The sequence below is a fragment of the Xenorhabdus siamensis genome, assembly GCF_037996745.1.
Classification (GTDB): Bacteria; Pseudomonadota; Gammaproteobacteria; order Enterobacterales; family Enterobacteriaceae; genus Xenorhabdus; species Xenorhabdus indica.
Window position 1 is genome coordinate 69,235 of sequence record NZ_JBBMXE010000010.1, and the last position, 25,066, is coordinate 94,300.

General features: G+C 42.4%; 27 protein-coding genes, 5 tRNA genes and 1 other RNA gene. 26 read left to right on the top strand and 7 right to left on the bottom strand.

Translation table 11 applies throughout. The features are described from left to right. The 12 genes from lplT (at window position 1) to luxS (ending at window position 9,851) form a co-directional block, all read left to right on the top strand. Window positions 1-1,197 carry a lysophospholipid transporter LplT gene (lplT, locus tag AAC852_RS10695; protein ID WP_340621024.1) on the top strand — a complete coding sequence of 399 codons (1,197 nt, stop codon included), beginning with the start codon at window positions 1-3 and terminating at the stop codon, window positions 1,195-1,197. A gap of 25 nt (window positions 1,198-1,222) precedes the next feature. Then, window positions 1,223-1,726 carry a nicotinamide-nucleotide amidase gene (gene pncC, locus AAC852_RS10700; RefSeq protein WP_340621025.1) on the top strand — a complete coding sequence of 168 codons (504 nt, stop codon included), beginning with the start codon at window positions 1,223-1,225 and terminating at the stop codon, window positions 1,724-1,726. Window positions 1,727-1,850: 124 nt separating this feature from the next. Next, window positions 1,851-2,927 carry a recombinase RecA gene (gene recA / locus AAC852_RS10705; protein ID WP_340621026.1) on the top strand — a complete coding sequence of 359 codons (1,077 nt, stop codon included), beginning with the start codon at window positions 1,851-1,853 and terminating at the stop codon, window positions 2,925-2,927. 328 nt (window positions 2,928-3,255) lie between these two features. Further along, window positions 3,256-5,883, top strand: coding sequence for an alanine--tRNA ligase (gene alaS, locus AAC852_RS10710; protein ID WP_340621027.1), 2,628 nt, complete (start codon window positions 3,256-3,258; stop codon window positions 5,881-5,883). A 259-nt stretch (window positions 5,884-6,142) separates the two neighbouring features. Beyond that, window positions 6,143-6,328 (top strand): carbon storage regulator CsrA, encoded by a 186-nt coding sequence (gene csrA / locus AAC852_RS10715; protein WP_010845367.1) that lies wholly within the window; start codon window positions 6,143-6,145, stop codon window positions 6,326-6,328. A gap of 409 nt (window positions 6,329-6,737) precedes the next feature. Then, window positions 6,738-6,830 (top strand) — tRNA-Ser (locus AAC852_RS10720). 9 nt (window positions 6,831-6,839) lie between these two features. Continuing rightward, window positions 6,840-6,916: transfer RNA gene (locus AAC852_RS10725), tRNA-Arg, on the top strand. Window positions 6,917-7,002: 86 nt separating this feature from the next. Further along, window positions 7,003-7,079: transfer RNA gene (locus AAC852_RS10730), tRNA-Arg, on the top strand. Between the two features lie 86 nt (window positions 7,080-7,165). Then, window positions 7,166-7,242, top strand: a tRNA-Arg gene (locus AAC852_RS10735). Window positions 7,243-7,328: 86 nt separating this feature from the next. Further along, window positions 7,329-7,405 (top strand) — tRNA-Arg (locus AAC852_RS10740). A gap of 199 nt (window positions 7,406-7,604) precedes the next feature. Continuing rightward, window positions 7,605-9,164 (top strand): glutamate--cysteine ligase, encoded by a 1,560-nt coding sequence (gene gshA, locus AAC852_RS10745; protein ID WP_340621028.1) that lies wholly within the window; start codon window positions 7,605-7,607, stop codon window positions 9,162-9,164. Window positions 9,165-9,335: 171 nt separating this feature from the next. Beyond that, complete coding sequence (gene luxS, locus AAC852_RS10750; RefSeq protein ID WP_340621029.1) at window positions 9,336-9,851, top strand: S-ribosylhomocysteine lyase; 516 nt, start codon at window positions 9,336-9,338, stop codon at window positions 9,849-9,851. Window positions 9,852-9,986: 135 nt separating this feature from the next. Here luxS and AAC852_RS10755 read toward each other — a convergent pair whose 3' ends face one another. Together AAC852_RS10755 and AAC852_RS10760 are read right to left on the bottom strand one after the other, a co-directional pair. Beyond that, a complete protein-coding gene (locus AAC852_RS10755) occupies window positions 9,987-11,279 on the bottom strand; it encodes an HlyC/CorC family transporter (RefSeq protein WP_340621030.1) in 1,293 nt (430 codons plus the stop codon). A gap of 54 nt (window positions 11,280-11,333) precedes the next feature. Next, window positions 11,334-12,125, bottom strand: a complete 792-nt coding sequence (locus AAC852_RS10760) for a cytochrome C assembly family protein (RefSeq protein WP_340621031.1) — start codon at window positions 12,123-12,125, stop codon at window positions 11,334-11,336. 215 nt (window positions 12,126-12,340) lie between these two features. Between AAC852_RS10760 and ffh the strand changes: the two genes are divergently transcribed. The 12 genes from ffh (at window position 12,341) to AAC852_RS10820 (ending at window position 21,155) form a co-directional block, all read left to right on the top strand. Next, window positions 12,341-13,702: a signal recognition particle protein gene (gene ffh, locus AAC852_RS10765; RefSeq protein ID WP_340621032.1), complete on the top strand. Its 1,362-nt coding sequence runs from the start codon at window positions 12,341-12,343 to the stop codon at window positions 13,700-13,702. Between the two features lie 137 nt (window positions 13,703-13,839). Then, window positions 13,840-14,088 (top strand): 30S ribosomal protein S16, encoded by a 249-nt coding sequence (gene rpsP / locus AAC852_RS10770; RefSeq protein ID WP_047678711.1) that lies wholly within the window; start codon window positions 13,840-13,842, stop codon window positions 14,086-14,088. Window positions 14,089-14,106: 18 nt separating this feature from the next. Beyond that, window positions 14,107-14,655: a ribosome maturation factor RimM gene (gene rimM, locus AAC852_RS10775; protein ID WP_340621033.1), complete on the top strand. Its 549-nt coding sequence runs from the start codon at window positions 14,107-14,109 to the stop codon at window positions 14,653-14,655. 34 nt (window positions 14,656-14,689) lie between these two features. Beyond that, on the top strand, window positions 14,690-15,442 hold the full coding sequence (gene trmD / locus AAC852_RS10780; RefSeq protein WP_340621034.1) for a tRNA (guanosine(37)-N1)-methyltransferase TrmD: 753 nt from the start codon (window positions 14,690-14,692) through the stop codon (window positions 15,440-15,442). 64 nt (window positions 15,443-15,506) lie between these two features. Continuing rightward, on the top strand, window positions 15,507-15,860 hold the full coding sequence (rplS, locus tag AAC852_RS10785) for a 50S ribosomal protein L19 (RefSeq protein ID WP_010845356.1): 354 nt from the start codon (window positions 15,507-15,509) through the stop codon (window positions 15,858-15,860). 151 nt (window positions 15,861-16,011) lie between these two features. After that, window positions 16,012-17,388 (top strand): IS4 family transposase, encoded by a 1,377-nt coding sequence (locus tag AAC852_RS10790; protein ID WP_340620768.1) that lies wholly within the window; start codon window positions 16,012-16,014, stop codon window positions 17,386-17,388. A gap of 33 nt (window positions 17,389-17,421) precedes the next feature. After that, entirely contained in the window at window positions 17,422-18,075 is a 654-nt protein-coding gene (locus tag AAC852_RS10795) for a phage tail protein (RefSeq protein ID WP_340621035.1), read from the top strand. Next, entirely contained in the window at window positions 18,075-18,692 is a 618-nt protein-coding gene (locus AAC852_RS10800; RefSeq protein ID WP_340621036.1) for a tail fiber assembly protein, read from the top strand. The genes AAC852_RS10795 and AAC852_RS10800 overlap by 1 nt, the downstream gene beginning before the upstream one ends. A 566-nt stretch (window positions 18,693-19,258) precedes the next feature. Beyond that, the gene (locus AAC852_RS10805) at window positions 19,259-19,546 is read left to right on the top strand and encodes a type II toxin-antitoxin system HigB family toxin (RefSeq protein ID WP_340621037.1); all 288 of its coding nucleotides are present in this window, start codon (window positions 19,259-19,261) and stop codon (window positions 19,544-19,546) included. Then, window positions 19,543-20,118, top strand: coding sequence for a helix-turn-helix domain-containing protein (locus AAC852_RS10810; RefSeq protein ID WP_340621038.1), 576 nt, complete (start codon window positions 19,543-19,545; stop codon window positions 20,116-20,118). Before AAC852_RS10805 ends, AAC852_RS10810 begins: the two co-directional genes overlap by 4 nt. After that, window positions 20,102-20,572: a hypothetical protein gene (locus AAC852_RS10815; protein WP_340621039.1), complete on the top strand. Its 471-nt coding sequence runs from the start codon at window positions 20,102-20,104 to the stop codon at window positions 20,570-20,572. The genes AAC852_RS10810 and AAC852_RS10815 overlap by 17 nt, the downstream gene beginning before the upstream one ends. 280 nt (window positions 20,573-20,852) lie before the next feature. Next, window positions 20,853-21,155 carry an RNA-binding protein gene (locus AAC852_RS10820; RefSeq protein ID WP_340621040.1) on the top strand — a complete coding sequence of 101 codons (303 nt, stop codon included), beginning with the start codon at window positions 20,853-20,855 and terminating at the stop codon, window positions 21,153-21,155. Between the two features lie 201 nt (window positions 21,156-21,356). Here the strand turns inward: AAC852_RS10820 and AAC852_RS10825 are convergent, their stop codons facing one another. From AAC852_RS10825 to smpB, 5 genes are all read right to left on the bottom strand, one after another. Then, window positions 21,357-21,554 (bottom strand): type II toxin-antitoxin system HicA family toxin, encoded by a 198-nt coding sequence (locus tag AAC852_RS10825; RefSeq protein ID WP_340621041.1) that lies wholly within the window; start codon window positions 21,552-21,554, stop codon window positions 21,357-21,359. Next, on the bottom strand, window positions 21,554-21,796 hold the full coding sequence (locus AAC852_RS10830; RefSeq protein ID WP_340621042.1) for a DUF1902 domain-containing protein: 243 nt from the start codon (window positions 21,794-21,796) through the stop codon (window positions 21,554-21,556). Before AAC852_RS10830 ends, AAC852_RS10825 begins: the two co-directional genes overlap by 1 nt. Window positions 21,797-21,865: 69 nt before the next feature. Then, window positions 21,866-22,504 carry a phage antirepressor N-terminal domain-containing protein gene (locus AAC852_RS10835; protein WP_340621043.1) on the bottom strand — a complete coding sequence of 213 codons (639 nt, stop codon included), beginning with the start codon at window positions 22,502-22,504 and terminating at the stop codon, window positions 21,866-21,868. Between the two features lie 785 nt (window positions 22,505-23,289). Then, window positions 23,290-23,653: a transfer-messenger RNA gene (gene ssrA / locus AAC852_RS10840) on the bottom strand. Window positions 23,654-23,703: 50 nt separating this feature from the next. Next, window positions 23,704-24,186 (bottom strand): SsrA-binding protein SmpB, encoded by a 483-nt coding sequence (gene smpB, locus AAC852_RS10845; protein ID WP_038259640.1) that lies wholly within the window; start codon window positions 24,184-24,186, stop codon window positions 23,704-23,706. A gap of 157 nt (window positions 24,187-24,343) precedes the next feature. On the opposite strand from smpB, the gene AAC852_RS10850 reads away from it, so the two are divergent. Together AAC852_RS10850 and AAC852_RS10855 are read left to right on the top strand one after the other, a co-directional pair. Beyond that, a complete protein-coding gene (locus tag AAC852_RS10850; protein ID WP_340621044.1) occupies window positions 24,344-24,778 on the top strand; it encodes a type II toxin-antitoxin system RatA family toxin in 435 nt (144 codons plus the stop codon). Beyond that, window positions 24,771-25,064, top strand: a complete 294-nt coding sequence (locus tag AAC852_RS10855) for an RnfH family protein (protein ID WP_340621045.1) — start codon at window positions 24,771-24,773, stop codon at window positions 25,062-25,064. The genes AAC852_RS10850 and AAC852_RS10855 overlap by 8 nt, the downstream gene beginning before the upstream one ends. Window positions 25,065-25,066 lie beyond the last annotated feature (2 nt).

Genomic DNA, 25,066 nt, shown 5'->3' on the forward strand with positions numbered 1-25,066 from the left:
ATGAATGGGACTGTGGAGACACAACCACTGTTAAGTCGAGGAATGAAGGCAGTTTTATTATCCCAGTTTTTGTCTGCTTTTGCTGATAATGCACTATTCTTCGCTATATTAGCTCAATTGAAAGCTGAGTCTTATCCGGGATGGAGCCTGCCAGCCCTACAAATTGTTTTCGTGCTGACTTATATTGTACTTGCCCCTTTTGTGGGGCAAATTGCTGATCGGTTTTCGAAAGGCCGGGTTATGCTCTTTTCTAATAGCATCAAATTACTGGGTGCTGTCAGTATCTGCATTGATATGAATCCTTTTCTGGGATATACCCTTGTGGGAATTGGAGCAGCAGCTTATTCACCTGCTAAATATGGAATCTTGGGCGAATTGACTGATGGTGAGCATCTGGTCAAAGCTAATGGCATGATGGAAGCATCAACAATTGCAGCGATTCTGATTGGTTCTGTAGCAGGTGGCTTTCTCTCTGATTTCAGTCTGTTTCTTGCATTGGGGTTATGCGCCTTTATGTATGGTGCAGCTGTGGTAGCCAATATCTATATTCCTCGTTTAGCAGCAGCCCGTCAGGGGAAAGGTTGGGCTCCCAAAGCAATGCTGGTGGATTTTATTGTTGTGACTTCTGCCCTTTGGCGAAACGCGGAAACCCGTTTCTCTTTAGTTGGAACTAGCCTGTTCTGGGGGGCTGGTGTTACTCTTCGCTTTTTGTTGGTTGCATGGGTGCCTATCGTTCTGGGGATTGAAGGTAATACAACGCCAACCTTGATGAATGCAGTTGTTGCGATTGGTATTATTGTGGGAGCGGGTTTGGCTGCAAGGTTTATTACATTGAAAACTGTGCGTCGTTGTATGCCTGCCGGAATTTTGATCGGTGTTATTGTGATCATTTTTACCATTCAACAATCAATATGGCATTCATACTTAATCCTGATTACGCTTGGTGTGTTTGGTGGTCTTTTCGTCGTGCCATTGAATGCATTGTTGCAGGAACATGGGAAGCATGAGATGGGAGCCGGTAAAGCTGTTGCGGTACAGAATCTTGGTGAAAACAGCGCAATGCTGATTATGCTAGGGCTGTACTTGATTTCCATCATGTCAGGAATGTCCGTCATTGCTATAGGTATTGGGTTTGGTATCTTATTTTCTTTCGCAATCGGCGGATTGTGGATTTGGGATCTGCTTCAGAAAAATTAATTTCTTATAGAATTAAAGGCGTACTATGGATGAAAAAATCCTGAATCAGCTTAGTATTGAACTTGGGAAAAGGTTACGCCAGAAACAATTATCCATAACCTGTGCAGAATCCTGTACAGGGGGATGGATCGCTAAGACGATCACAGATATTGCTGGTAGTTCAGCCTATTTTAATCGTGGTTTTGTGACTTATAGTAATGATGCCAAACATGAAATGCTGGGAGTATCGCATGTGTCTCTGGCTCAGTTTGGCGCAGTCAGTGAGCAGGTTGTTAAAGAAATGGCTTCAGGAGCGTTGGAAGCCGCTAAAGCAGATTTTGCTATTTCAGTCAGTGGAGTAGCAGGGCCAGACGGTGGCAGCGAAGAAAAACCAATAGGTACAGTCTATTTTGGGTTTGCTGTTCGTGATGGTGGAAATGTATACACGAAGTCATATCGTCGGCTTTTTACTGGTGATCGTTACTCTGTACGGCTCCAGTCAGTTATTTTTTCTTTAAAAACTTTGCTGGAAGAAATCATAAAAAATTAACTTGATGCTGTATGATTATACAGTATAATTGGTTTCAGCACTTTGATTATATAAACATGGTATCAGAAACAGTTTATCAGCAGTGAGGCAGCCCCTTCACTTCATTGCTTACGAAGGAGTAAACATGGCTAACGATGAAAACAAACAAAAAGCACTAGCAGCGGCACTGGGCCAAATTGAAAAACAATTTGGTAAAGGTTCTATCATGCGTCTGGGCGAAAACCGTTCAATGGATGTTGAAACCATTTCCACTGGCTCACTGTCATTAGATATTGCTTTGGGTGCGGGTGGTTTGCCAATGGGGCGTATTGTTGAAATATACGGGCCTGAATCTTCCGGTAAAACAACGTTAACCCTTCAGGTTATTGCTGCTGCTCAGCGTGAAGGCAGAACGTGTGCTTTTATTGATGCCGAGCATGCCCTTGATCCAGTTTATGCCAAAAAATTGGGTGTGGATATTGATAACTTACTGTGTTCTCAGCCTGATACTGGTGAACAAGCGTTAGAAATTTGTGATGCTTTGTCACGTTCTGGTGCCGTTGATGTTATTGTGGTTGATTCTGTTGCTGCGTTGACACCAAAAGCAGAAATCGAAGGTGAGATTGGTGATTCACATATGGGGTTGGCGGCTCGTATGATGAGCCAGGCTATGCGTAAGCTGGCAGGAAACCTAAAAAACTCCAATACATTGCTGATCTTTATTAACCAGATTCGTATGAAAATTGGTGTGATGTTTGGTAATCCAGAAACCACAACCGGTGGTAACGCACTCAAATTCTATGCATCTGTTCGTCTGGATATCCGTCGTACTGGCTCTGTGAAAAACAGTGATGAGGTTGTCGGTAGCGAAACTCGTGTGAAGGTCGTCAAGAACAAAGTTGCTGCGCCTTTTAAACAAGCTGAATTCCAAATCCTGTATGGTGAAGGTATTAATACTTATGGTGAGCTTATCGACCTAGGAGTTAAACACAAAATGGTGGAAAAAGCGGGTGCATGGTACAGCTATAACGGCGATAAAATTGGTCAGGGTAAAGCTAATGCCACAATTTACCTGAAAGAGCATCCAGAAGTTGCATCTGAACTGGATAAAAAACTGCGTGAATTGTTGTTGAATAATGCAGGTGGATTCAGTAGCGCTGCTTCTGATTATGTCACTGATTATGACGACAACGTCGAAGAAGTGAATAACGAAGAGTTTTAATCACTTTTCACTTTGTGAGCACAAATTGTTTCCGTCAAAAACCACATCCGGTTTGGGTGTGGTTTTTGTTTTTATGTAGGAATAAATATGTAGGAATAAATACGATTGGAAACGATTGCATCAAAACTGGTCTGACAAACAGACTTTCAGAAAATGTCCAGACGAATTACAATGCTGAAAAGCGAATGGATTTATATGGGATTTTACTTCTTATGGAAGACACTCTATCTTAACCCTATTTTAATGTGTTCGTGAGTTGAAATGGTGATGAGATATACCACCTAAACCATCCATGATTCTGTTTTTTCAGCTTGATTTCGGGACAATTATGAGCAAAAGCACCGCTGAGATCCGTCAAGCGTTTCTTGACTTTTTTCACACTAAAGGGCACCAAATAGTACCAAGTAGTTCGTTGGTGCCGACCAATGATCCAACATTGTTGTTCACCAACGCGGGAATGAACCAATTCAAAGATGTTTTTCTTGGGTTGGATAAAAGGCCTTATACTCGAGCAACAACGGCTCAGCGCTGTGTTCGTGCTGGTGGCAAGCACAACGATTTAGAAAATGTTGGTTATACCGCTCGCCATCACACTTTCTTTGAAATGTTGGGTAACTTCAGTTTTGGTGATTACTTCAAGCAAGATGCGATTAAATATGCTTGGGAATTGCTGACAGGAGCAGAGTGGTTCAATTTGCCGAAAGAGAAATTGTGGGTGACTGTCTATGAGACAGACGATGAAGCCTACGATATCTGGAACAAAGAAGTCGGTGTTCCAGCAGAAAGAATTATTCGTATTGGTGATAATAAAGGTGCTCCTTATGCGTCAGATAACTTCTGGCAAATGGGAGATACTGGCCCTTGCGGTCCTTGTACAGAAATTTTTTACGATCACGGTGAACATATTTGGGGTGGGCCTCCAGGTAGTCCGGAAGAAGATGGTGACAGGTATATTGAAATCTGGAATATCGTTTTCATGCAGTTTAACCGTCATGCAGACGGTACAATGGAATCTCTGCCAAAACCTTCCGTTGATACCGGCATGGGCTTGGAGCGTTTGGCTGCGGTATTGCAGCATGTGAATTCAAACTATGAAATTGATGCGTTCTATGATCTGATCGCTACAGTAGCAGAAGTGACGGGTGCAACTGATCTCACTAATAAATCCCTACGTGTTATTGCTGACCATATCCGTTCTTGCTCATTCCTGATTTGCGATGGTGTTATTCCATCGAATGAGAACCGGGGTTATGTACTTCGTCGTATTATTCGTCGTGCTATTCGTCATGGCAATATGTTGGGAGCTAAAGAGACATTCTTCTACAAGCTGGTTGCTCCATTGATCAAAATCATGGGGGCAGCAGGTGAGGAACTGCAACGTCAACAGTCACTAGTTGAGCAGGTATTAAAAACAGAAGAAGAACAATTTGCCCGTACTTTGGAACGAGGCCTGCAATTACTGGATGAAGAGCTGGCGCAACTGTCTGGTGATATCTTAGATGGTGAAACTGCTTTCCGCTTATATGACACCTATGGCTTCCCTCTTGATTTGACTGCGGATGTTTGTCGTGAACGTAATATCAAGGTTGATGAAGCGGGCTTTGAGACTGCAATGGAGAGTCAGCGTCGTCGTGCTCGTGAATCCAGTGGTTTTGGTACTGATTACAATGAAGTGATCAAAGTTGATAGCCACAGCGATTTTTCTGGTTATGAACATAATTCTCAGAAAGCGATTGTAATGGCGATTTACCGCCATGGAGAGCCAGTTGAGCAACTTCATGCTGGTGAAGAGGCGATCGTCATACTTGATAAGACAGCTTTCTATGCTGAATCTGGCGGACAAGTCGGGGATACAGGGAAGCTCTCCTGCGGTGAAAGTACATTTGAAGTTGTTGATACCCAGAAATATGGTCAGGCAATTGGTCATATTGGTAAATTGACAAATGGTAGTTTGAGCGTTAATGGTACAGTTGATGCCAAAATTGATGCAGTGCGCAGAGATACAATTCGTTTGAACCACTCTGCTACTCACTTATTACATGCAGCATTGCGTCAAATTCTGGGAGAGCATGTTTCTCAGAAAGGTTCTTTGGTAAATGATAAGTATCTGCGTTTTGATTTCTCCCATTTTGAAGCGATGAAGCCAGAACAAATTCGTCAAGTAGAAAATCTGGTAAATGGAGAAATTCGCAAAAATTTACCAATTGTTACAGAATTAATGGACTTGGAAGCAGCAAAAGCCAAGGGTGCTATGGCACTATTTGGTGAAAAATATGATGAGCAAGTACGTGTATTGAGCATGGGCGATTTTTCTACTGAGTTGTGTGGTGGAACTCATGCAAGTCGTACCGGTGATATCGGGTTGTTCCGTATTATCAGTGAATCGGGCACAGCCGCTGGGATCCGCCGTATCGAAGCAGTTACAGGGCAAACTGCACTGAATTCCATTTATCAACAAACTGAATTATTGCAAGATATAGCTCATTTGATGAAGGGGGATATCAGCAGTCTGAGTGAGAAGGTGAAAACGACGCTGGATAGAACGAAACAATTGGAAAAGGAGTTGCAACAGTTGAAATCTCAGCAGGCAGCTCAAGAAAGCTCTTCTTTGGCTAACCAAGCGAAAGATATCCAAGGTATTCGTCTACTGGTGACACAGTTGGGTGATGTTGAACCCAAAATGCTCAGAACGATGGTTGATGATCTGAAAAATCAATTAGGATCAGCAATTATTGTGCTTTCTACTGTGACTGGTGATAAAGTCTCCCTAATTGTTGGTATAACAAAGGATTTGACTGCTAGAATAAAAGCGGGTGATTTAATCTCTTTTGTTGCCCAACAAGTTGGAGGTAAAGGAGGAGGACGTCCTGATCTAGCTCAGGCTGGTGGGACAGATGTAGCAGCTCTTCCTTCCGCATTAGCTAGTGTAGAAGAGTGGGTAACATCGCGGTTGTAGTTGCGGTTGTAGTTAATATTGCCGTGATAGTAGTGGCACCATGAAATTATCTTTTTATGGTGCCAAATGTTTTTTGTTGTGAAATTGTTGAAACGTTGGGCACATACTTATATTTTAGCTATCCTATAGATATAGGAAATGTGTTCAAAACTGCTTATACTTTAAGTAGATATCATAGCTTTACGTTTTCACGGTGTTTGATGGATAATAGCGGGGAAACCTAGAGACCCGACTCTTTTAAATTTTCAAGGAGCAAAGAATGCTTATTCTGACTCGTCGAGTTGGTGAAACGCTCATGATAGGCGATGAGGTAACAGTTACAGTACTGGGAGTTAAAGGCAACCAAGTTCGAATTGGTGTGAATGCACCCAAGGAAGTTTCTGTTCACCGTGAAGAAATTTATCAACGGATTCAGGCAGAGAAGTCTCAGCCTACAACTTTTTAATTCAAGAATGGCGTCCATGCTTTTTTAAACTTGGGCGCTACTCTACTTCCTCCCTTTTTTATGAACCGCATGGTTTATCTTTTTTTGTTACTTTAATTCTATTTTCCCATATCTTTTTATTTTCTATCTGTTGAAAAGACATCATTCATGATGTCATAGCAGTGAATGATTTTTTCCATCAGTTTTTACGCATCTCAGGGAATTTCACTGTCGATAAAACAGACTTTTAGATGTTAATCTCATCATTGTGTGCGCAAAGTATTCAAACGGAAAAAAGTTACGAAAAATTGTTTGACTTATCAGGCTGGGAAAGTAATATGTGCGCCATCGCAACGACGACGAGCTTTAAGAAAAGTTTTGAGGTGAAAGCTTCAAGTCTAGAGCTTAAGTCAAGAGTTTTAAAGCGTACGGTGAGGTGGCCGAGAGGCTGAAGGCGCTCCCCTGCTAAGGGAGTATGTGGTTAAGAGCTGCATCGAGGGTTCGAATCCCTCCCTCACCGCCATTTTACAACGCATCCGTAGCTCAGCTGGATAGAGTACTCGGCTACGAACCGAGCGGTCGGAGGTTCGAATCCTCCCGGATGCGCCACTTTAAACACCCTAATTTATCAGGTGTCTAAATTCTGAAAGTTTAGGCAGTCAATAGCGCCTGAACAGAACATAGAAACTGACAACGCATCCGTAGCTCAGCTGGATAGAGTACTCGGCTACGAACCGAGCGGTCGGAGGTTCGAATCCTCCCGGATGCGCCACTTTAAACACCCTAATTTATCAGGTGTCTAAATTCTGAAAGTTTAGGCAGTCAATAGCGCCTGAACAGAACATAGAAACTGACAACGCATCCGTAGCTCAGCTGGATAGAGTACTCGGCTACGAACCGAGCGGTCGGAGGTTCGAATCCTCCCGGATGCGCCACTTTAAACACCCTAATTTATCAGGTGTCTAAATTCTGAAAGTTTAGGCAGTCAATAGCGCCTGAACAGAACATAGAAACTGACAACGCATCCGTAGCTCAGCTGGATAGAGTACTCGGCTACGAACCGAGCGGTCGGAGGTTCGAATCCTCCCGGATGCGCCATTTTGAGTAAACCCCTGTCTTGATAAGACAGGGGTTTTTCATTTTTATTCTGTTATACATTATATTTTCTTTACCATTCGATGATTATAGTTTGTTCAATAACATATCATCAGGACTACGTAATCAGCGACAACTTGACTTGTTTGATATAAAGTAAACGCTCAGTAATAATCTTCTTAAAACTCCACGGGAGGTCAAATTGATCCCGGATGTATCAAAAGCATTGTCATGGTTAGAGGCAAACCCAACCGTTTTAGATGGTATTTGTCGCGGTGTTGAACGTGAAACTTTGCGTGTTACTCCAGATGGTCATTTAGCTATGACAAAGCATCCAGAACCACTTGGTGCTTCCTTAACACATAAATGGATTACAACCGATTTTGCTGAATCTTTATTGGAGTTTATTACTCCTGTTGATAGTGATATAAAAAGAACCCTTGATTTTCTGAAAGATTTACATCGATATACTACGAAAAATCTGATAAATGAAAAAATCTGGCCTCTGAGTATGCCATGCTTCATTGATAAGGAAGAAGACATCACTCTGGCGCAATATGGCAAGTCAAATATAGGGCGCTTTAAGACCTTGTATAGAGAGGGATTGAAAAATCGTTATGGTGCATTAATGCAAACTATCTCTGGAGTGCACTATAATTTTTCATTGCCAATAAGTTTCTGGCAGGCGTGGTTAGGTGTAAAAGATGCTGAAAGTGGAAGAGAACAAATTTCGGATGGATATTTTAAACTGATCCGTAATTATTACCGATTTGGTTGGGTAATCCCTTATTTGTTTGGTGCATCCCCGGCGATTTGCTCCTCATTTTTACGTGGAAGAGATACTGCGCTATCCTTTGAACAGACCGAAAAAGGAACTTGTTACTTACCTTATGCGACTTCTTTGAGGATGAGTGATTTGGGGTATACCAACAAATCACAGAGTGATCTGAATATTACTTTCAACAATCTTCATACGTATGTTGCAGGCTTGAAGAAAGCAATTCATGAACCATCAGCAGAATTTGCAGCTCTGGGGCTTAAAAAAGAGGGTAAATACCTACAACTCAATACCAATGTTCTTCAAATAGAAAATGAACTATATGCACCGATACGTCCTAAGCGGGTAACCAGAGAAGGGGAATCACCTTCTGATGCTTTACTTCGTGGTGGTGTAGAATATATAGAAGTTCGTTCTCTGGACATAAACCCGTTCACAGCGATTGGTGTTGATGAAACACAGCTTCGTTTTCTCGATCTATTCTTGATATGGTGTGCTGTAACGGATTCACCTGATATGAGCGATGAAGAGTTGGACTGTTGTCGTAAAAACTGGAATAAGGTGATCTTGGAAGGACGCAGACCAAACTTGAATATTGGTATTGGCTGTGGAGCGAAGCAGCAGCCACTGAAGATAGTTGGACAAGAATTATTCGCAGATCTAGAGCGTGTCGCTGAGGTCTTGGATAGCTGCTCTGGAACGCAATATCAGTCAGTCTGTAGAGAGTTGGTTGATATGTTTGAGGATCCATCATTAACATTTTCAGCTCGTGTATTAGATCGAATGAAAACTCAGGGGATTGTTGGCTTTGGTCTAGAACTGGCAAACAAGTATTATCTGGAACTGGTTAACGAACCGTATAGTATATTGAATGATGAGCGTTTTTCTGTGGAACGTAAAGTTTCGGTAGAACGGCAACATTATCTGGAACAACAAGACAGCATAAGTTTTGAAGATTATCTAAAATTACATGCTGAGTCTTAGAAAAGAAAAATGGCCACCATTTGGTGGCCGAAACTAAATAAAGTCTCTTAGAAAAATAAGGATGATAACAATTTTGCGCGTCTTCACATCTTAAGACCAGTCGTAAATAAAAAGGTTTCATCTATTTGAAAAAATTTTTGTAAAAAATCTGATGCCTGAGGAGGTAGGATCATGCCTTTATTGGACAGTTTTACAGTTGACCATACCCGGATGTCTGCGCCAGCCGTTAGAGTTGCTAAGACGATGAAAACACCCCATGGTGATACTATCACGGTATTTGACTTACGCTTTTGTATTCCTAACAAAGAGGTCATGCCGGAAAGGGGAATTCATACACTTGAACATTTGTTTGCCGGTTTTATGCGTAACCATCTGAATGGTGATGGTGTTGAAATTATCGACATTTCTCCAATGGGATGCCGTACTGGTTTTTACATGAGCTTGATTGGTGCACCAGCTGAACTTAGAGTAGCGGAAGCTTGGAAAGCTGCTATGGCTGATGTATTGAAAGTTCAGGATCAGAAGCAAATCCCTGAGTTGAACATTTATCAATGTGGTACGTATCAGATGCACTCTCTGCAAGAAGCACAGGATATCGCTCGCCACATTCTTGATGCAGATGTTCGTATTAACCAAAATGATGAATTGGCTTTGCCGGAAGAAAAACTGGTTGAGCTACAAGTGTAGTAGAATGGTTGCTAATTTGTTGTAATGTTGTTTTTTGAAAAGCATTTTTTTAAGAAACTATAACTGATATTGCATACGCGATACTGGCCGTAAAGATTTTGTTTTACGGCCAGATTTGCAATTTTGAGTTATTCTTCACTCGGTTTTAATACTTTTCTCTTTTTCCTGTTTTATCGGAATTACACGTACCTTTTTAATAACATTGTCATTCACAGAAAGAATTTCAAAATCATACTCATTAATTTGTACCTGAACATTCAATTCGGGGATCTCGCCCAACTCTTCCAGGATCATACCATTTACTGTTCTTGGCCCGTCAGCAGGTAACGTCCAGCCAAATGCTTTGTTTAACTCACGGATATTGGCGGTGCCATCAACTAAAACAGTACCATCACTTTGTGGTAAGACTTCTTCTGCCAGAGTAGGAGACATAGAAGTGGTAAACTCTCCGACAATTTCCTCCAGAATATCTTCTACAGTGACTAATCCCTGAATATCTCCATACTCATCAACGATTAAGCCTGCTTTTTCTTTATTACGTTGGAAGTTGACTAACTGAGTGTTCAATGGAGTACTAACGGGAATGAAGTAAATTTTATCTGCTGCTTTGATCAAGTTCTTTTTCGTGAATTCCTTTTTCTCCATCATAAGACGATAGGCTTCACGTACTCGTAGCATACCAATAGCATCATCCAGAGAATTCCGGTACAACACTATTCTGCCATGTGGTGAATGAGTCAACTGCCGTATAACGGATTTCCAGTCACCGTTAATATCAATACCAACAATCTCATTACGGGGCACCATGATGTCGCCAACGGTGACCTTTTCAAGATCCAGTATTGAGATAAGCATATCCTGATTGCGGCGCGAGAGATTGATGTTTGATTCATTCACTATCGTCCGAAGCTCATCTTTACTAACCGCGTCATTGCGAATGTTGGAAACTTTGATCCCCAGACAACGCATAAACAGCAAAGTGATCTTGTTAAATGCCCAAACGAGAGGCAACATGATCTTTTGTAAAGGTCGTAGCAGAAAGCTGCTTGGGAATGCAATTTTTTCTGGGTAGAGCGCTGCGATCGTCTTGGGCATAACTTCAGCAAAAACCAGAATCACGAAGGTCAGTATACCGGTTGCAATTGCAACCCCTGCGTCACCATAAAGGCGCATGCCAACAATGGTAGCCAATGAAGATGCCAAGATATTGACAAGGTTATTACCGATCAGAATCAGGCTGATTAGCCTGTCAGGGTGGTTGAGTAGTGATTCGACTCTTCGCGCGGAATTGCTACCTTGTTTTGCCAAATGACGTAAGCGATAACGGTTTATTGTCATCATGCCAGTTTCTGAGGCAGAAAAGTAGGCAGAAATGATAACCATGATGACAAGAATAATAATTAATGTGCCTGTTGAGACATGCTCCAAAGCAGAATTCCTTCCTAATGTTTATATAAATTGGCTACAGTGATTGTTGACTGCTTAATAAATCAAGAGTTCCTGTAATAACCGATTGCCGAAAAAAGCAAGCGTCAGGATAAATGCACCAATCAGATTGAACCAAATGACACGTTTGCCGCGCCATCCTTCATGGTAATGTCCCCAGAGCAGGATGACGTAGATAAACCATGCAATAATAGACAAAACCGATTTATGGATATTTTCTTTATTGAAAATATCATCCATATACATGATGCCTGTACATAACGTCAATGTTAGTAAGATTACGCCAATTTGGGTAATGCGAAACATTTTACGTTCAATGGTCATTAATGGAGGCATGCCAGAAGAAAAAGTCAGTTTTCTCTTTTTCAGTCGGTGATCCAGCCAGCCAACTTGTAATGCATAAAGTGCAGCAATAAGTAGAGTGGCATACCCAAGTAACGCTAACCCAATATGTATAAATAGCCCGACACTCTTCTCAAGATGTGTAATGAATTCACCAGGCACCATACTGGCTAGAATCAAATTTATCATGGCAAAACTGTAAATAATGGGCAGTAAAAACCATGCACGGCCACGAAAGGCAACAATAGTCATAATGATGCAGACGAGTAAACTGACAATAGAGCCTAAATTCAATAGAGTTAGGTTTTGGCCACTGCTGACATGAAAAACCTGATACTTTAAGGTGATCGCATGGTTGATCAGTGCAACAGTTGCGAAAAATAGAGCCAGTTTTTGATAGCTGTTTTGTTGCCGTAATAAGCTCGGTACGATAAGTGTCAGGCTAATGAGATAAGCAAGTAAGGCAATGATTGAAAATACCTGCATAAAGTTTTTCGTTTTCGCAATAGTGTTAAAAAAAGTGTTAGAGTTAATCATGCTAAAGTTAACTCAAAATTCAAGTATACCGTCAGCAGAGATAGCCTCCAACCGTTGTTAGCTATACTTGGGAATCTCTTTGCAGAGATTACATCATCATCGTGTTATAATCCGCTAAATTTGCCTTACAGGTAGACCCACTTGTAGATATCTGAGCTGAGACAATGTTTGATAATTTAACTGACAGACTATCGCGCACATTGCGCAATATCAGCGGTCGTGGACGGCTGACTGAAGATAATATTAAAGATACGCTGCGTGAAGTTCGCATGGCTTTACTTGAAGCAGATGTTGCATTGCCTGTAGTGCGTGATTTCATTTCAAGAGTCAAAGAAAGCGCGGTAGGGCACGAAGTTAACAAAAGTCTAACTCCTGGACAAGAATTCGTCAAAATTGTTCAAAATGAACTAGTGAAGGCGATGGGAGAGGTAAACAGCGAGCTAAATCTTGCTGTACAACCTCCCGCGGTGGTTCTTATGGCAGGTTTGCAAGGTGCTGGTAAAACAACCAGTGTTGCAAAATTGGGTAAGCTGCTAAAAGAAAAAAATAAGAAAAAAGTCTTGGTGGTTTCTGCTGACGTATACCGTCCGGCAGCGATCAAACAGCTTGAAACGTTATCTGAAACTGTCGGAATTGATTTTTTCCCATCAGACCCGCAAGAAAAACCAGTTGATATTGTCAACAAAGCAATCCAACACGCTAAGCTGAAATTCTACGATGTGCTTTTGATCGATACCGCAGGACGTCTGCATGTCGATGAAGCCATGATGGATGAGATTAAAGAGGTTCACTCTGCGGTTAATCCTATCGAAACATTGTTTGTTGTCGATGCAATGACGGGGCAGGATGCTGCGAATACGGCAAAAGCATTTAATGAAGCATTGCCATTAACGGGGGTTGTTCTGACCAAAGTAGATGGTGATGCTCGTGGTGGTGCCGCTCTTTCTATTCGACATATCACAGGCAAGCCCATTAAATTCCTTGGAGTCGGTGAAAAAACTGATGCCTTGGAGCCTTTCCATCCTGATCGTATCGCATCCCGGATTCTGGGAATGGGGGATGTGCTTTCACTGATTGAAGAGATTGAAAGTAAGGTTGACCGCACTCAAGCGGAAAAGCTGGCATCAAAACTGAAGAAAGGGGATAGTTTTGATTTAAATGATTTTCTTGAACAGCTTAAACAAATGCGCAATATGGGTGGCATGACAAGCATGTTGAGCAAAATGCCAGGTATGTCCCAGATCCCTGATGCTGTTAAATCCCAAATGGATGACAAAATTCTGGTTAAAATGGAAGCCATCATTAACTCAATGACCCGCAAAGAGCGTGAGAAACCAGAAATTATCAAAGGCTCACGCAAACGTCGTATTGCAATGGGGTCTGGTACACAGGTACAGGATGTCAACCGCTTACTGAAACAGTTTGATGAAATGCAGCGCATGATGAAAAAGATGAAGAATGGTGGCCTGGCGAAAATGATGCGTGGCATGAAAGGTATGTTGCCACCTGGGCTTATGGGACGATAATCAACAAAATTTCGAAAGAAAATGCTCTTTGGATTGCTTTTTGCGCCAAAGTGAGTAAAATTTTCGGGCTTTTTAATGGACAGCCGGACTCCATTCCTCGATGGAGTCTGGTTGTTTTGCTAACTAATGAGGATGTTATGGTAACAATTCGTTTAGCTCGTGGCGGCGCAAAAAAGCGTCCGTTTTATCAAGTAGTAGTGACTGACAGCCGCAATGCGCGTGATGGTCGCTTTATTGAGCGCGTTGGTTTCTTCAACCCTATCGCATCAGGGAAAGCTGAAGCTTTGCGTTTGGATCTGGACCGTATCGAACACTGGGTTGGTCTGGGTGCATCTGTGTCTGATCGTGTTGCTGCACTGATCAAAGATGCTAAAAAAGCAGCTTAATCTGTCGCGGTGGTAACAATGAGCAAACAATCTGGCCGGGAGCACCCTGTTGATCCAATCGTGTTGGGGAAACTAGGGTCAGCGTATGGCATACGTGGTTGGCTCAGAGTTTTTTCTTCCACCGAACAAGCCGAAGACATTTTTGAATATCAACCGTGGTTTATCCAGCGTGCTGGTCAATGGCAACACATTGAGCTGGAAACGTGGAAATACCACAATCAGGATATGATCATCAAAATCAAAGGCGTTGATGATCGGGAAGCCGCGAATTTACTCACTAACTGCGAATTAGTGGTGGATTCATCTAAATTACCAGAACTGGAAGCCGGTGATTATTACTGGAAAGACCTTATGGGATGCCAGGTAATTAATACGGCAGGTTATAACCTTGGAACCGTCCAAGATATGATGGAAACAGGGTCTAACGATGTCATGGTAATAAAGGCAAACCTGAAAGATGCATTCGGTATCAAGGAGCGGTTAGTTCCGTTTCTTGATGGGCAGGTTGTCAAGAAAGTTGATCTCGCTACTAAAACTATTGAAGTAGATTGGGATCCTGGTTTTTAATCTCCGGTAAAACGGTTTAGAAGTGGGACGCTGTATGTGGATTGGGGTGATTAGCCTGTTTCCTGAAATGTTCCGCGCAATAACCGATTACGGGGTAACTGGTCGGGCAGTGAAAAATGGCCTGCTTAGTGTCGATTGCTGGAGTCCGAGGGATTTTACCTACGACAGGCATCGTACTGTAGATGATCGCCCTTATGGCGGTGGTCCAGGCATGCTGATGATGGTGCAACCACTAAGGGAAGCCATCCATGCGGCCAAAGTTGCGGCAGGTGTTGATGCAAAGGTGATTTATCTATCACCTCAAGGGCGCAAACTTGATCAACAGGGAGTTTGTGAACTGGCGGCAAACAAGAAATTAATTCTGGTTTGTGGTCGTTATGAAGGTATTGATGAGCGTGTCATCCAAACCGAAATTGACGAAGAATGGTCTATTGGTGATTACGTTCTCAGTGGGGGAGAAATCCCGGCTATGGCAATGATTGATTCTATATCCCGGTTTATTCCTGGAGTATTGGGTCGTCAGGCATCAGCAGAGGAAGACTCGTTCGCTGATGGGCTGTTGGATTGTCCACATTATACCCGCCCTGAAGTATTAGATGGGATGGAAGTTCCGCCCGTTTTACTATCAGGAAACCATGCAGAAATTAATCGCTGGCGCATGAAACAATCGCTTGGCCGCACTTGGTTAAGAAGGCCCGAACTTCTAGAAAGCCTAGCTCTGACTGACGAGCAAAGGATGTTGCTGGCTGAATTCCAACGGGAATATCAGGATCAGGCGACGAATTAATCCAGACATATCCTATGAAGGAATGTCTTTGATATATCAGTTTACCTAGGGTAAGAGAGTTATTATGAGCAATATTATTAAACAACTTGAACAAGAGCAGATGAAGCAAGACGTACCTTCATTCCGTCCGGGTGATACCGTGGAAGTTAAGGTATGGGTCGTTGAAGGTTCTAAAAAGCGTCTGCAGACATTCGAGGGCGTGGTTATCGCGATTCGTAACCGCGGTCTGCATTCTGCATTCACTGTTCGTAAGATTTCTAACGGCGAAGGCGTTGAGCGTGTATTCCAGACTCACTCCCCAGTCGTAGACAGCATCAACGTTAAACGTCGTGGTGCTGTTCGCAGAGCTAAACTGTACTACCTGCGTGAGCGTTCTGGTAAGGCGGCTCGTATTAAAGAGCGTTTGAACGCTAAATAATACGCTTTTGCTACATCCGAAAGTTATTGTTGAAGGCCGGAATTTTCCCTGTCTCTTCTACACAAATCCCTCGATTGAATCGAGGGATTTTTTTGAACCTTTTTCTACCTGGCTGATCTCAATAAGAAATACTACGTTGAGGTCACGTATGATGTTTTCAACAGATGCTGAGCCATGGGCAAAAGACACTTTTCAATATGCTGATTTAGGGGATAGCCGCCGCACTAAGCGGCTGATCAAACTGACTTCTTCTCTTGCCAATCATTTAGGACAGTCTCTCGTGCAATCTTTAAAATCACCTGCGGATATCGAAGCTGCTTATCGCTTCGCTCGCAATCAAGCCATTAATCCTCAAGCTATCGCAGAAGCTGGCTTTGTCGCCACCGCTGAGCAGGTTAAGCACTATGATTGCCTCCTCGCGCTTGAAGATACGACCTCGCTGGAATTTATCCACCCTACGGTTCGAGATGAGATGGGGCACACCACATCCAATAAGTATTCCAGAGGGATGCATGCGCATTCCGTTCTGCTTTTTGCACCTGATAAGCAACAGGTCGTTGGACTCATTGAGCAGGCACGTTGGACCCGAGACCTTCAGGCTTACGGGCAAAATCAATATCATGCGAGCAGAGCTTATAAAGACAAAGAAAGCTATAAATGGGAACGGGCTTCACGCGCAATGGAAGCCCGCCTCGGTGCTGACATGCGAAAAGTTATCTCGGTCTGTGACCGGGAAGCAGACATTATCGAGTACCTGACCTATAAGGTCTCAAATCATCAGCGCTTTGTCGTTCGCTCTATGCAAAGCCGTTGCATAGAAGAAAGCAGCGACAAGCTTTATCATTACAGTGGCGCCTTGGTGTATGCGGATACGAGAACGGTTCAAGTGAGGCAAAAAGGCGGGCGAAAAGCGCGTGATGCACACTGCGAAGTGCGTTATGCGGCGGTGACCGTAAAAATCCCGGCGAATAAAACCGGTGACGGCGTCCCACTGTACTATGTCGGTTGTCAAGAAACGGGAAATCATGATGGCTTGAGCTGGCACATTCTGACCTCAGAACCCGTGAAAACAAAAGAAGATGCCCAGCGTATTCTCGATTACTACGAAAAACGGTGGCTGATTGAAGAATTTCACAAAGCGTGGAAAAGCGGTGGCACTCAGGTTGAAGAGTTACGCATGCAAAGCAAAGAGAATTTAGAACGCATGGTAGTGATACTCGCGTTTATTGCAGTCCGTCTTCATCAATTGCGCTATCTGGGGCTTAATAAAGAGGAAGCAGAAAAGCAGAGCTGTGAAATGATCCTGAGTCCGCTAGCGTGGAACTTACTGTGGTCAAAGCAAAACAAATCGAAACCACCGAAGAAAGCCCCAAGCCTCTACTGGGCCTATATTAACCTCGGCAAGCTTGCAGGTTGGTACGATTCAAAACGTAATGGTCGAGTAGGATGGGAAAGGCTATGGGAAGGATGGTTCATATTACAAACCCTCCTTGAGGGTTACTTGCTTGCACAGTCTCTTGAGCTATAGATGTGATCAAGAGACAGGGATAAGGGGGCGTTTGTGGATAATCTGGGCTTACGGGATACGGTCAAGCAGGCACAAAACGCCTTTCCAAGAACGGGTGGCTCCCTGAGCGGCAATCTGAATGCAGCCGGATATGTTAAATCCGGTGATGGATATGATGTCGTATCCGGTCAGGATATCCGGGCAGTACGGCATATTTACGAGCAAGGGGAACGTGTTTACAGTCCTAAAAACAAACCACCCCAAAATATACCGGTAGGTTCGCCTATTCCGTGGTCACGCCCCGTTCCCCCCGCGGGATACGTTGAGTGCCGTGGACAGTCATTCCCGACGAATCAATATCCCCTCTTGGCGGAGGCCTATCCGTCCGGTGTATTACCGGACTTAAGAGGTGAGTTTATTCGCGGTCTGGATGCTGGGCGCGATGTAGATCTAGGCAGGGAAATTTTAACGCATCAAGAAGGCACAATCATATCCGGTTTTGATGATAACGATAATGGCGATATAAGTGGTCTCGGTACTCCTGGTATTGCATTTGGTGATCCACTCACTGACACGCAATGGAGGAGAATTGCAGGTAAAAAATGGCGTTTCAGTCTTCAAAGTGTTGCACAGCGTTATGATTGGGGGGCGTATGTCTCAGCCCGGCCACGTAATATCGCCTTCTTATATATAGTGAGAGCCGCATAATGAAATATACAACAGAAATTACAACACCAGAATTTGATGAAAATGGCTACGCAACCCTGATTGGTTGGGTAACAGTTTACCGTGCAGATACTGAAACTGGTGAATACCTGTGCGCGGATATGGAACGCACGCATCCGGGCTTTAGTTTGTCTGCGGGGGCGTATTTGGATGCGCCTGAATTACCTAAATCCGCCGATATTGCGGTATGTCGTGCCCCTGATGGTAAATCTTGGGTACATGTTCCTGATTATCGAGGAAAAAAGGTTTACCATACCGAGACGCGGCAAGAAATGGAGATCGGTTATATCGGGGAACTGAAACCTGAACATACCTTACTGTCCCCGGAAACCGAGTTTGACAAATGGGATGGTAAAAAGTGGGTCACAGATATCGCCGCGCAGCATCAACACGCCGTACAGCAGGCTGAAAGCCAGCGGCAATCCTTGCTGCATGAAGCGGAGGAAAGAATAAGACAACTGGAGCGCCGGAAGCGGCTGGAAATGGCAACAGAACAAGAAATCGCGCTATTGCGGGAATGGGAAATCTACAGTGTCAAACTCTCGGATGTCGACTGTTCCACTGCCCCAGATATCACATGGCCCGAACCGCCGAAGTGAGGGTGGATGGGTAAAAGGGAATATTATTGTTAATAATGAGTTAATATAATATTAATTGTGGGTAGCTAAAACTCTTGCTTGCCGTGGGGAGGTGTTGGGTTATTGATTCACTGACGATGAATTTAGGCCACGGAGGGCTGAAAACTGAAACAGTTTGATACATTTTAATCATCAACGAAACAATAAATGTACAACCAGCCTTTGTTGAGTATGTAGTTTGTGGAAGTGGTGGATTTATGAGTTTAATGAATCTGAGCGTACCTCTAAAGAAATAGCCCAAACAGGGCTACTCTAAACCATCCTTGGCTTTAATTAAAAACAATCCTGTCTCAGATAGTACCGTCGATGAGTTGATGGCAAGTTAAGCTGCGTTAAAGTTTTATCATCCTCACAATTTGGATAATTTCCGATCATACTTTAACTAAAGTAATGTAGGGTATTGCAAGCATTCAAGGTAAGTTGTCACGATTAGACATGCAATAATGTGATAACTGACTGGTTAAATTAACACCGTTCCCATTTTGGGAATTAAGGTGTAGAATCTTGCAAAGGAAACTTCTCAGCCGATGAAAATTATGGGGAAAAAGGAAATAGTTTCTTTTTGGAAAAAGCATAATCAGGCAAAGGGAGCGCTTAATGCTTGGATAACTGAGGTAGAATCAGCAAATTGGAGCAGCCCGCAAGATATAAAAAACAGATTTTCTACTGCGAGCTTTCTGCCTGATAACAGAGTGGTGTTCAACATAAAGGGGAATGATTATCGCCTCGCTGTTCAAGTTAGATACATTAATGGGATAGTGAAAATTGAACATATTGGAACTCATGCCGAATATGATAAGTGGAGGCTAAAATGACTAAGTTTAAGCCGCGAATCATAAAAAGTGATGAAGATTATGACCTTGCAATGGCTCGACTGACAGAGTTAATGGACTTAAACCCTGAGGAAAACACCCCTGATTCAGATGAGTTAGAGCTACTGGCTCTGCTTATAGAACATTATGAGTCAGTGCATTATCCAACAGAAAAACCCTCCCCTCTAGATGCAGTGTTATTTAGAATGGATCAAGCAGGGTTGACGCGCAAAGATATGGAGCAATATCTTGGTTCAGCTTCAAAAGTATCAGAAGTACTTAGTGGTAAAAGAAAGCTAAGTATGGCAATGATTCAGAAGTTGCACTATGGGCTTGGTATATCTCTGGATGTTTTAATCCAAAAGCCTGACGATATAGAGCGGAAGGACGAAAATGAGACACTAGAAGCGCTTACGTTGGTAGAGGGGAGAATACGCCTACACAACAACGTGATAGCAAAGGTAGCTTCTTCCGCCAAGCCAATGAAATTTAAGAAAGAAGGTATTACTAGTAGGCAATTTACCGATATGGAAGAGATGGATACAAGGGAGACTATGTATGCCTTCGCATCTTGAGAGAGCACAAAAGAAATTAAAGATAGTTAATGTATTATTTCGTAACGGTTATTTCTCTATCAACCCTGATATAAACGCCTCTTTTATGGATCAAATGCTCTCAGAAATGAAAGTGAAAAAACAGGACTACCGAGGTGATATATCAGTACAAGAGTTATCTACAGATGGCAATAAAAACCACGCTTATGTGTTTGACGTGGAAGTTGGTATTCGTGTCGTAGAAATCAAAGAAGGCAAAGAAGATATTGATGATAAAGATACGGTGTATATGATAACTGCTGAATTTGAGGTTCTCTATACATCTGAAGAAAAACTTACCAAAGAAGAGGTAAAGGCTTTTTCAAAAAACAATGTAACCTATCACATTTGGCCTTACTGGAGGGAATACGTTCAGTCTGCTTGCTCCAGAATGGGAACTCAACCATTACATATACCAATGTTTAAACCAGAGTAATACACAGTCTCTGCAACCCGCCCCGCGCGGGTTTTCCATTCAAGTACCATTCCCCACTTCCCCCCGATCCCCTTAATTTTCGCTCCTTTGATAAAATCATGTAAAATCAATTAATTAAAAATAATTCCTGCTTAACCAATTGATTTTATTGAATTCCCTCATGGTGCAGGAATTCCGGTTCTGAGAGGGAATTGTCTAATATCAATGGGTTAAAAGGGCTTTCAAATCCCGTTTAGCGTAATCTATTGATTTATTTGAGGTCCTCAGTTTGGCTTGCTCAATGGTCACTGAATTAATGGCCAGCGATCACTCAGTGACATTTTACGCTCAGTCACACCTACGACAACTCATTGATTCTTCCGAGGTCACTGTTGTAATGACCTCGGTCATGGCTGAAATTTTAGCTGACGGGTATACGAAAAATTTCTCACACCCAAGTAACTCATTGTTTATTCCATTCATCCTCACTTTGGGTGCTGGAAAAATAAGCCCGCTTCGGGTGGTCAAAGTGACGGCCTCGGATAAATCAAAGGGTTACCCAACTGTAACGGAAATCCCTATGGTTGATTTATGTACTGGATAAAAGCAATAAATCTACATATTTTCAATAAGTTAATTGGACACAAGGGGTAGATAATGACAGCAAAGGCGGAATTCTGCCTTAGGTCAAAATATAACCTAAGTGGGAATTCCCGCTTAGCTCAGGATTAACTACCGAGGTCATATTCCGTAGGTCAAAAAAAAGCCCCGTTATGGGGCTTATTCTTGGGTAGAGTGACAATTATCAAATTTTCTCTTTAATACCCGCCTGTCGTAGAATTGCATTGGCGGTATGTCTGGAAACTATAGTGTATGGCACGCTGAATGCTTTGTTGGTTATATCGCTACGCCATATTTCATGACTACCTTTGCCTTGCCTGACAAAGTAACAGCCATGTGCCAGTAAAATATCTTTGAGTTGTGGATATAAACCCGATCCCATTAGAGTACCACCCTTGAATCAGATGATTGCTCTTGGACAAACTTAAGGCGAATGACCTCAGACTGGTCGCCCAGACCGTTAATCTCATAAAGCTCAGGTGCTATTTCCCAAACTTTATCTATCAACTCATCATAATTTTTGGCTTCTGTAACCAATCCAAGCTCATCACACTCAGCAATCCACATGTCATCATGGATAACATTGACAACAAAAGCCTCAAGCCTTGTTATAACTACGCCCATGCTGTAATCCCTCCGCGTTCTGAGTTAATGATTATCTTATTCCAATCTTAGCACCCGTTGATTATAAAATCACCGAAATTGACCATCTGTGACCAGGTGTTGGTTCAGTAATATCTTGGATTTTCTTTCAATTGCCATCTTAAGAGAGAATAAAGGCCCTTCTACATTACCGATTGCACCATTAAACGCATAAGCTATATCTGGACTCAGAACAGATAAATGCGGGTTAAGTCTGCTCCAAACGTCTATCAACCTGTCCATATTTCTACAAGCTGCATTGATATTATCAACCTCAATTGACAGATCGAGGTGTTCGTATACTGTCTTTCTTTTCGCCTTAATTTCGCCCTTTGTCCAGTACTCATAAAGTACGTCGTCGCATTCATCCTGATAGCGGATCACCTTGTCTTTGATTTCAGGTTTGACTTTATTGGGGTAAATAGTGAGTAACCATCCAGCTAATTTGCGAAGTTGGAGGCAAAGCATTTTTTGAGGGCCGCCTAGCGTAGGTATGGTGATTTCCTCTATACCTTTACTAAATCTTTGTCTTAACTTGTTTAATTGCCCTGTCCAATCTAACCCCATGCCTTCAACAATGGGTTTCATCGGTACATACGGTTCATTGTTATAGTTAACGACATATAGATCTGAGCCATAAAATGAGATATTAATAGTTTTACTTGGTTCTTTAATTGTTATAATAGCCATGTCTATGTTCCTCGTAAGTACTAGACGTTTTATTGAAGCCCCTGACTATTGCTAATAGTTGGGGGCTTCGCCGTTTCAGAACGGTACTATTTATTACGCAATTGTAACCTTTTGTAAATATTTACATGCTAAATTTGGGAAGCGTATCGAAAATTAGACTACTCGCTCTATTAATGGCAAGTAATCGGTTGCATTAGTTATATGGTGTGATAGCTTAACTCTTTTTTTGAAAGGCTGTGACGGTCAATATAGTGATTTTCACTGGTTGATCTTGGCGTTACATATGTAGATATGAGATATATTGCAAATTAAAGGACATATTTCTGCCCTATAGTAACTATCCCTTCTTCATACATATCCTCACCTTGGTACTGACTCTAACTTCTTTAACAAAAAATGCCTATCTGCCAAATAACATCAAAAAATTTGAATAATTAAAAGCATTGTTTATTTGTACGGAAATGCACTAGTTCAGCGAGGAATTTTGGCGGTAAATTTTTTGAATAAAATAATGATGAGCGGTCTTCAATATGAATTTTAGTAAGAATGAGATGAGGGACAGATCGGACCCAAAACGGCATGTATTTTGTTACATTTTTTTACAAATAGAAATACATTCGTTACAAACAAAAACACCTCAGAGGGGGAGTCTGAGGTGTCTTAAATTTAACTCCACGTGCATTTCACGTGCACTTTGAAGTCCTTTTACTGTCATGACAGCGACCAACTAACTTTGCTAACTTACTGTTTTTAAAGTTGTTGTCCCTACACTGTCCTACCAAATTTGGTGGAGCTGGCGGGAGTTGAACCCGCGTCCGAAATTCCTACATCCTTGGTACTACATGCTTAGTCTAATCTTTACATTCGCTTGCCAGCTGCGGACAGACACGCTACTAACAAACTAGCCTGATTGGATTTAACGCTTCAACCCCAGGCAAGGTATCCACGCGATCTCTTTTGGGTTTGACCTCTCTTGATCCCCGTCCTAAGAGCGGAGGCTAGGGAGAGAGGGCTCTGCGCAGGTTATTAAGCTGCCAGTGCGTAGTTTTCGTCGTTTGCGACTATTGTTTTGCGGCTTTTTACGAGGCCAACCGCCCCTCGGCATGCACCTTGGGTTTCGCGAATCCCGTCGAATCCAGAATCAGCCCCAAGTATGTTAAACGCAATTATATCAGAATATTGGGAAATAATGCTAGTGATTATCGCCCTGCATTCTTCATAATTCGTGCTTTGTCTAATTTCCATTCACGTTCTTTAATGTCTGAACGTTTATCGTGCGCTTTTTTACCTTTTGCAACGCCAATTTTGATTTTACACCAAGCGTTTTTCCAATAAAGGGAAAGTGCAACGATGGTATAACCTTCGCGATTAATCCGGCCGTACAAGGAATCAAGTTCGCGCTTGTTAAGTAATAGCTTACGTGACCTTGTAGGATCACAGACCACATGGGAAGAGGCGACATTCAATGGCGTGATCGTGGCTCCAAAAAGATAAGCATCACCATCTTTGAGCAAAACATAACTCTCACTGATATTTGCTTTACCAGCGCGCAACGATTTAACTTCCCAACCTTGTAGTGATAAACCGGCTTCGAATTCTTCTTCAATAAAGTATTCGTGGCGGGCTCTCTTGTTCATGGCAATAGTTGCCGAACCGGGTTTGTGTGCTTTTTTCTTTGTCATAATGCGTTGTATTATACTGTAAGCGTTAATGAAAGAAATCTATTCTGCATGATATTTAGCGATAAGTGGACATTTATTGCCCTAAATCTCATCGGGTTTTTATTTAACCACATTAAAGTGATACTATTCGGCGCTGTTACGTTTTACAGGAAATGATATGCCACAGATTAGTCGCTCTGCGTTAGTTCCTTACAGCGTGGAACAAATGTATAAATTGATCAATGATGTGAAATCTTATCCGGATTTTTTGCCGGGATGTGTGGGTAGCCGTGTCATAAGTAGCAGTGATAATGAGATGACGGCTTCTGTTGATGTCTCCAAGGCGGGGATTAGTAAGACGTTTGTGACGCGAAATACGTTATTTGATAATAAAAGTATCAATATGCAGTTGGTTGATGGCCCTTTCCGCAAGCTAATGGGCGGATGGCATTTTACACCACTTAGTGAGGATGCCTGTAAGATTGAGTTACATCTCGATTTTGAATTTACCAATAAGTTGATTGAGTTGGCTTTCGGTAAGGTTTTTAAAGAGCTTACCAGTAATATGGTTCAGGCTTTTACCCAGCGTGCACGAGAGGTTTATAGTGCCTGATATCAATATCGAAGTTGTTTATGCTTTACCTGAACGGCAATATCTGCGTAAGGTAAAATTACCTGAAGGAGCAACTGTCGAACTGGCAATTGTGGAATCAGGTCTTTTGGCATTACGTAGTGACATCGATTTGGCTAAGAATAAAATCGGTATTTATAGCCGTCCGGCTAAATTAACAGATACGTTGGAAGAAGGGGATCGTGTAGAAATTTATCGTCCCCTTATTGCTGATCCAAAAGAAATGCGGCGTAAACGGGCTGAACGAGCAAAAAATAGTGCTCAATAAAT

Coding starts and splice junctions, on each gene's coding strand:
- trmD (WP_340621034.1), top strand. CDS start 14,690: ATGTGGATTGGGGTGATTAGCCTGTTTCCTGAAATGTTCCGCGCAATA.
- AAC852_RS10760 (WP_340621031.1), bottom strand. CDS start 12,125: ATGCAGGTATTTTCAATCATTGCCTTACTTGCTTATCTCATTAGCCTG.
- rplS (WP_010845356.1), top strand. CDS start 15,507: ATGAGCAATATTATTAAACAACTTGAACAAGAGCAGATGAAGCAAGAC.
- smpB (WP_038259640.1), bottom strand. CDS start 24,186: ATGACAAAGAAAAAAGCACACAAACCCGGTTCGGCAACTATTGCCATG.
- AAC852_RS10825 (WP_340621041.1), bottom strand. CDS start 21,554: ATGGGATCGGGTTTATATCCACAACTCAAAGATATTTTACTGGCACAT.
- alaS (WP_340621027.1), top strand. CDS start 3,256: ATGAGCAAAAGCACCGCTGAGATCCGTCAAGCGTTTCTTGACTTTTTT.
- AAC852_RS10800 (WP_340621036.1), top strand. CDS start 18,075: ATGAAATATACAACAGAAATTACAACACCAGAATTTGATGAAAATGGC.
- recA (WP_340621026.1), top strand. CDS start 1,851: ATGGCTAACGATGAAAACAAACAAAAAGCACTAGCAGCGGCACTGGGC.
- AAC852_RS10815 (WP_340621039.1), top strand. CDS start 20,102: ATGCCTTCGCATCTTGAGAGAGCACAAAAGAAATTAAAGATAGTTAAT.
- AAC852_RS10850 (WP_340621044.1), top strand. CDS start 24,344: ATGCCACAGATTAGTCGCTCTGCGTTAGTTCCTTACAGCGTGGAACAA.
- AAC852_RS10830 (WP_340621042.1), bottom strand. CDS start 21,796: ATGGGCGTAGTTATAACAAGGCTTGAGGCTTTTGTTGTCAATGTTATC.
- luxS (WP_340621029.1), top strand. CDS start 9,336: ATGCCTTTATTGGACAGTTTTACAGTTGACCATACCCGGATGTCTGCG.
- rimM (WP_340621033.1), top strand. CDS start 14,107: ATGAGCAAACAATCTGGCCGGGAGCACCCTGTTGATCCAATCGTGTTG.
- AAC852_RS10810 (WP_340621038.1), top strand. CDS start 19,543: ATGACTAAGTTTAAGCCGCGAATCATAAAAAGTGATGAAGATTATGAC.
- pncC (WP_340621025.1), top strand. CDS start 1,223: ATGGATGAAAAAATCCTGAATCAGCTTAGTATTGAACTTGGGAAAAGG.
- csrA (WP_010845367.1), top strand. CDS start 6,143: ATGCTTATTCTGACTCGTCGAGTTGGTGAAACGCTCATGATAGGCGAT.
- ffh (WP_340621032.1), top strand. CDS start 12,341: ATGTTTGATAATTTAACTGACAGACTATCGCGCACATTGCGCAATATC.
- AAC852_RS10820 (WP_340621040.1), top strand. CDS start 20,853: ATGGTCACTGAATTAATGGCCAGCGATCACTCAGTGACATTTTACGCT.
- lplT (WP_340621024.1), top strand. CDS start 1: ATGAATGGGACTGTGGAGACACAACCACTGTTAAGTCGAGGAATGAAG.
- AAC852_RS10790 (WP_340620768.1), top strand. CDS start 16,012: ATGTTTTCAACAGATGCTGAGCCATGGGCAAAAGACACTTTTCAATAT.
- AAC852_RS10805 (WP_340621037.1), top strand. CDS start 19,259: ATGAAAATTATGGGGAAAAAGGAAATAGTTTCTTTTTGGAAAAAGCAT.
- rpsP (WP_047678711.1), top strand. CDS start 13,840: ATGGTAACAATTCGTTTAGCTCGTGGCGGCGCAAAAAAGCGTCCGTTT.
- AAC852_RS10835 (WP_340621043.1), bottom strand. CDS start 22,504: ATGGCTATTATAACAATTAAAGAACCAAGTAAAACTATTAATATCTCA.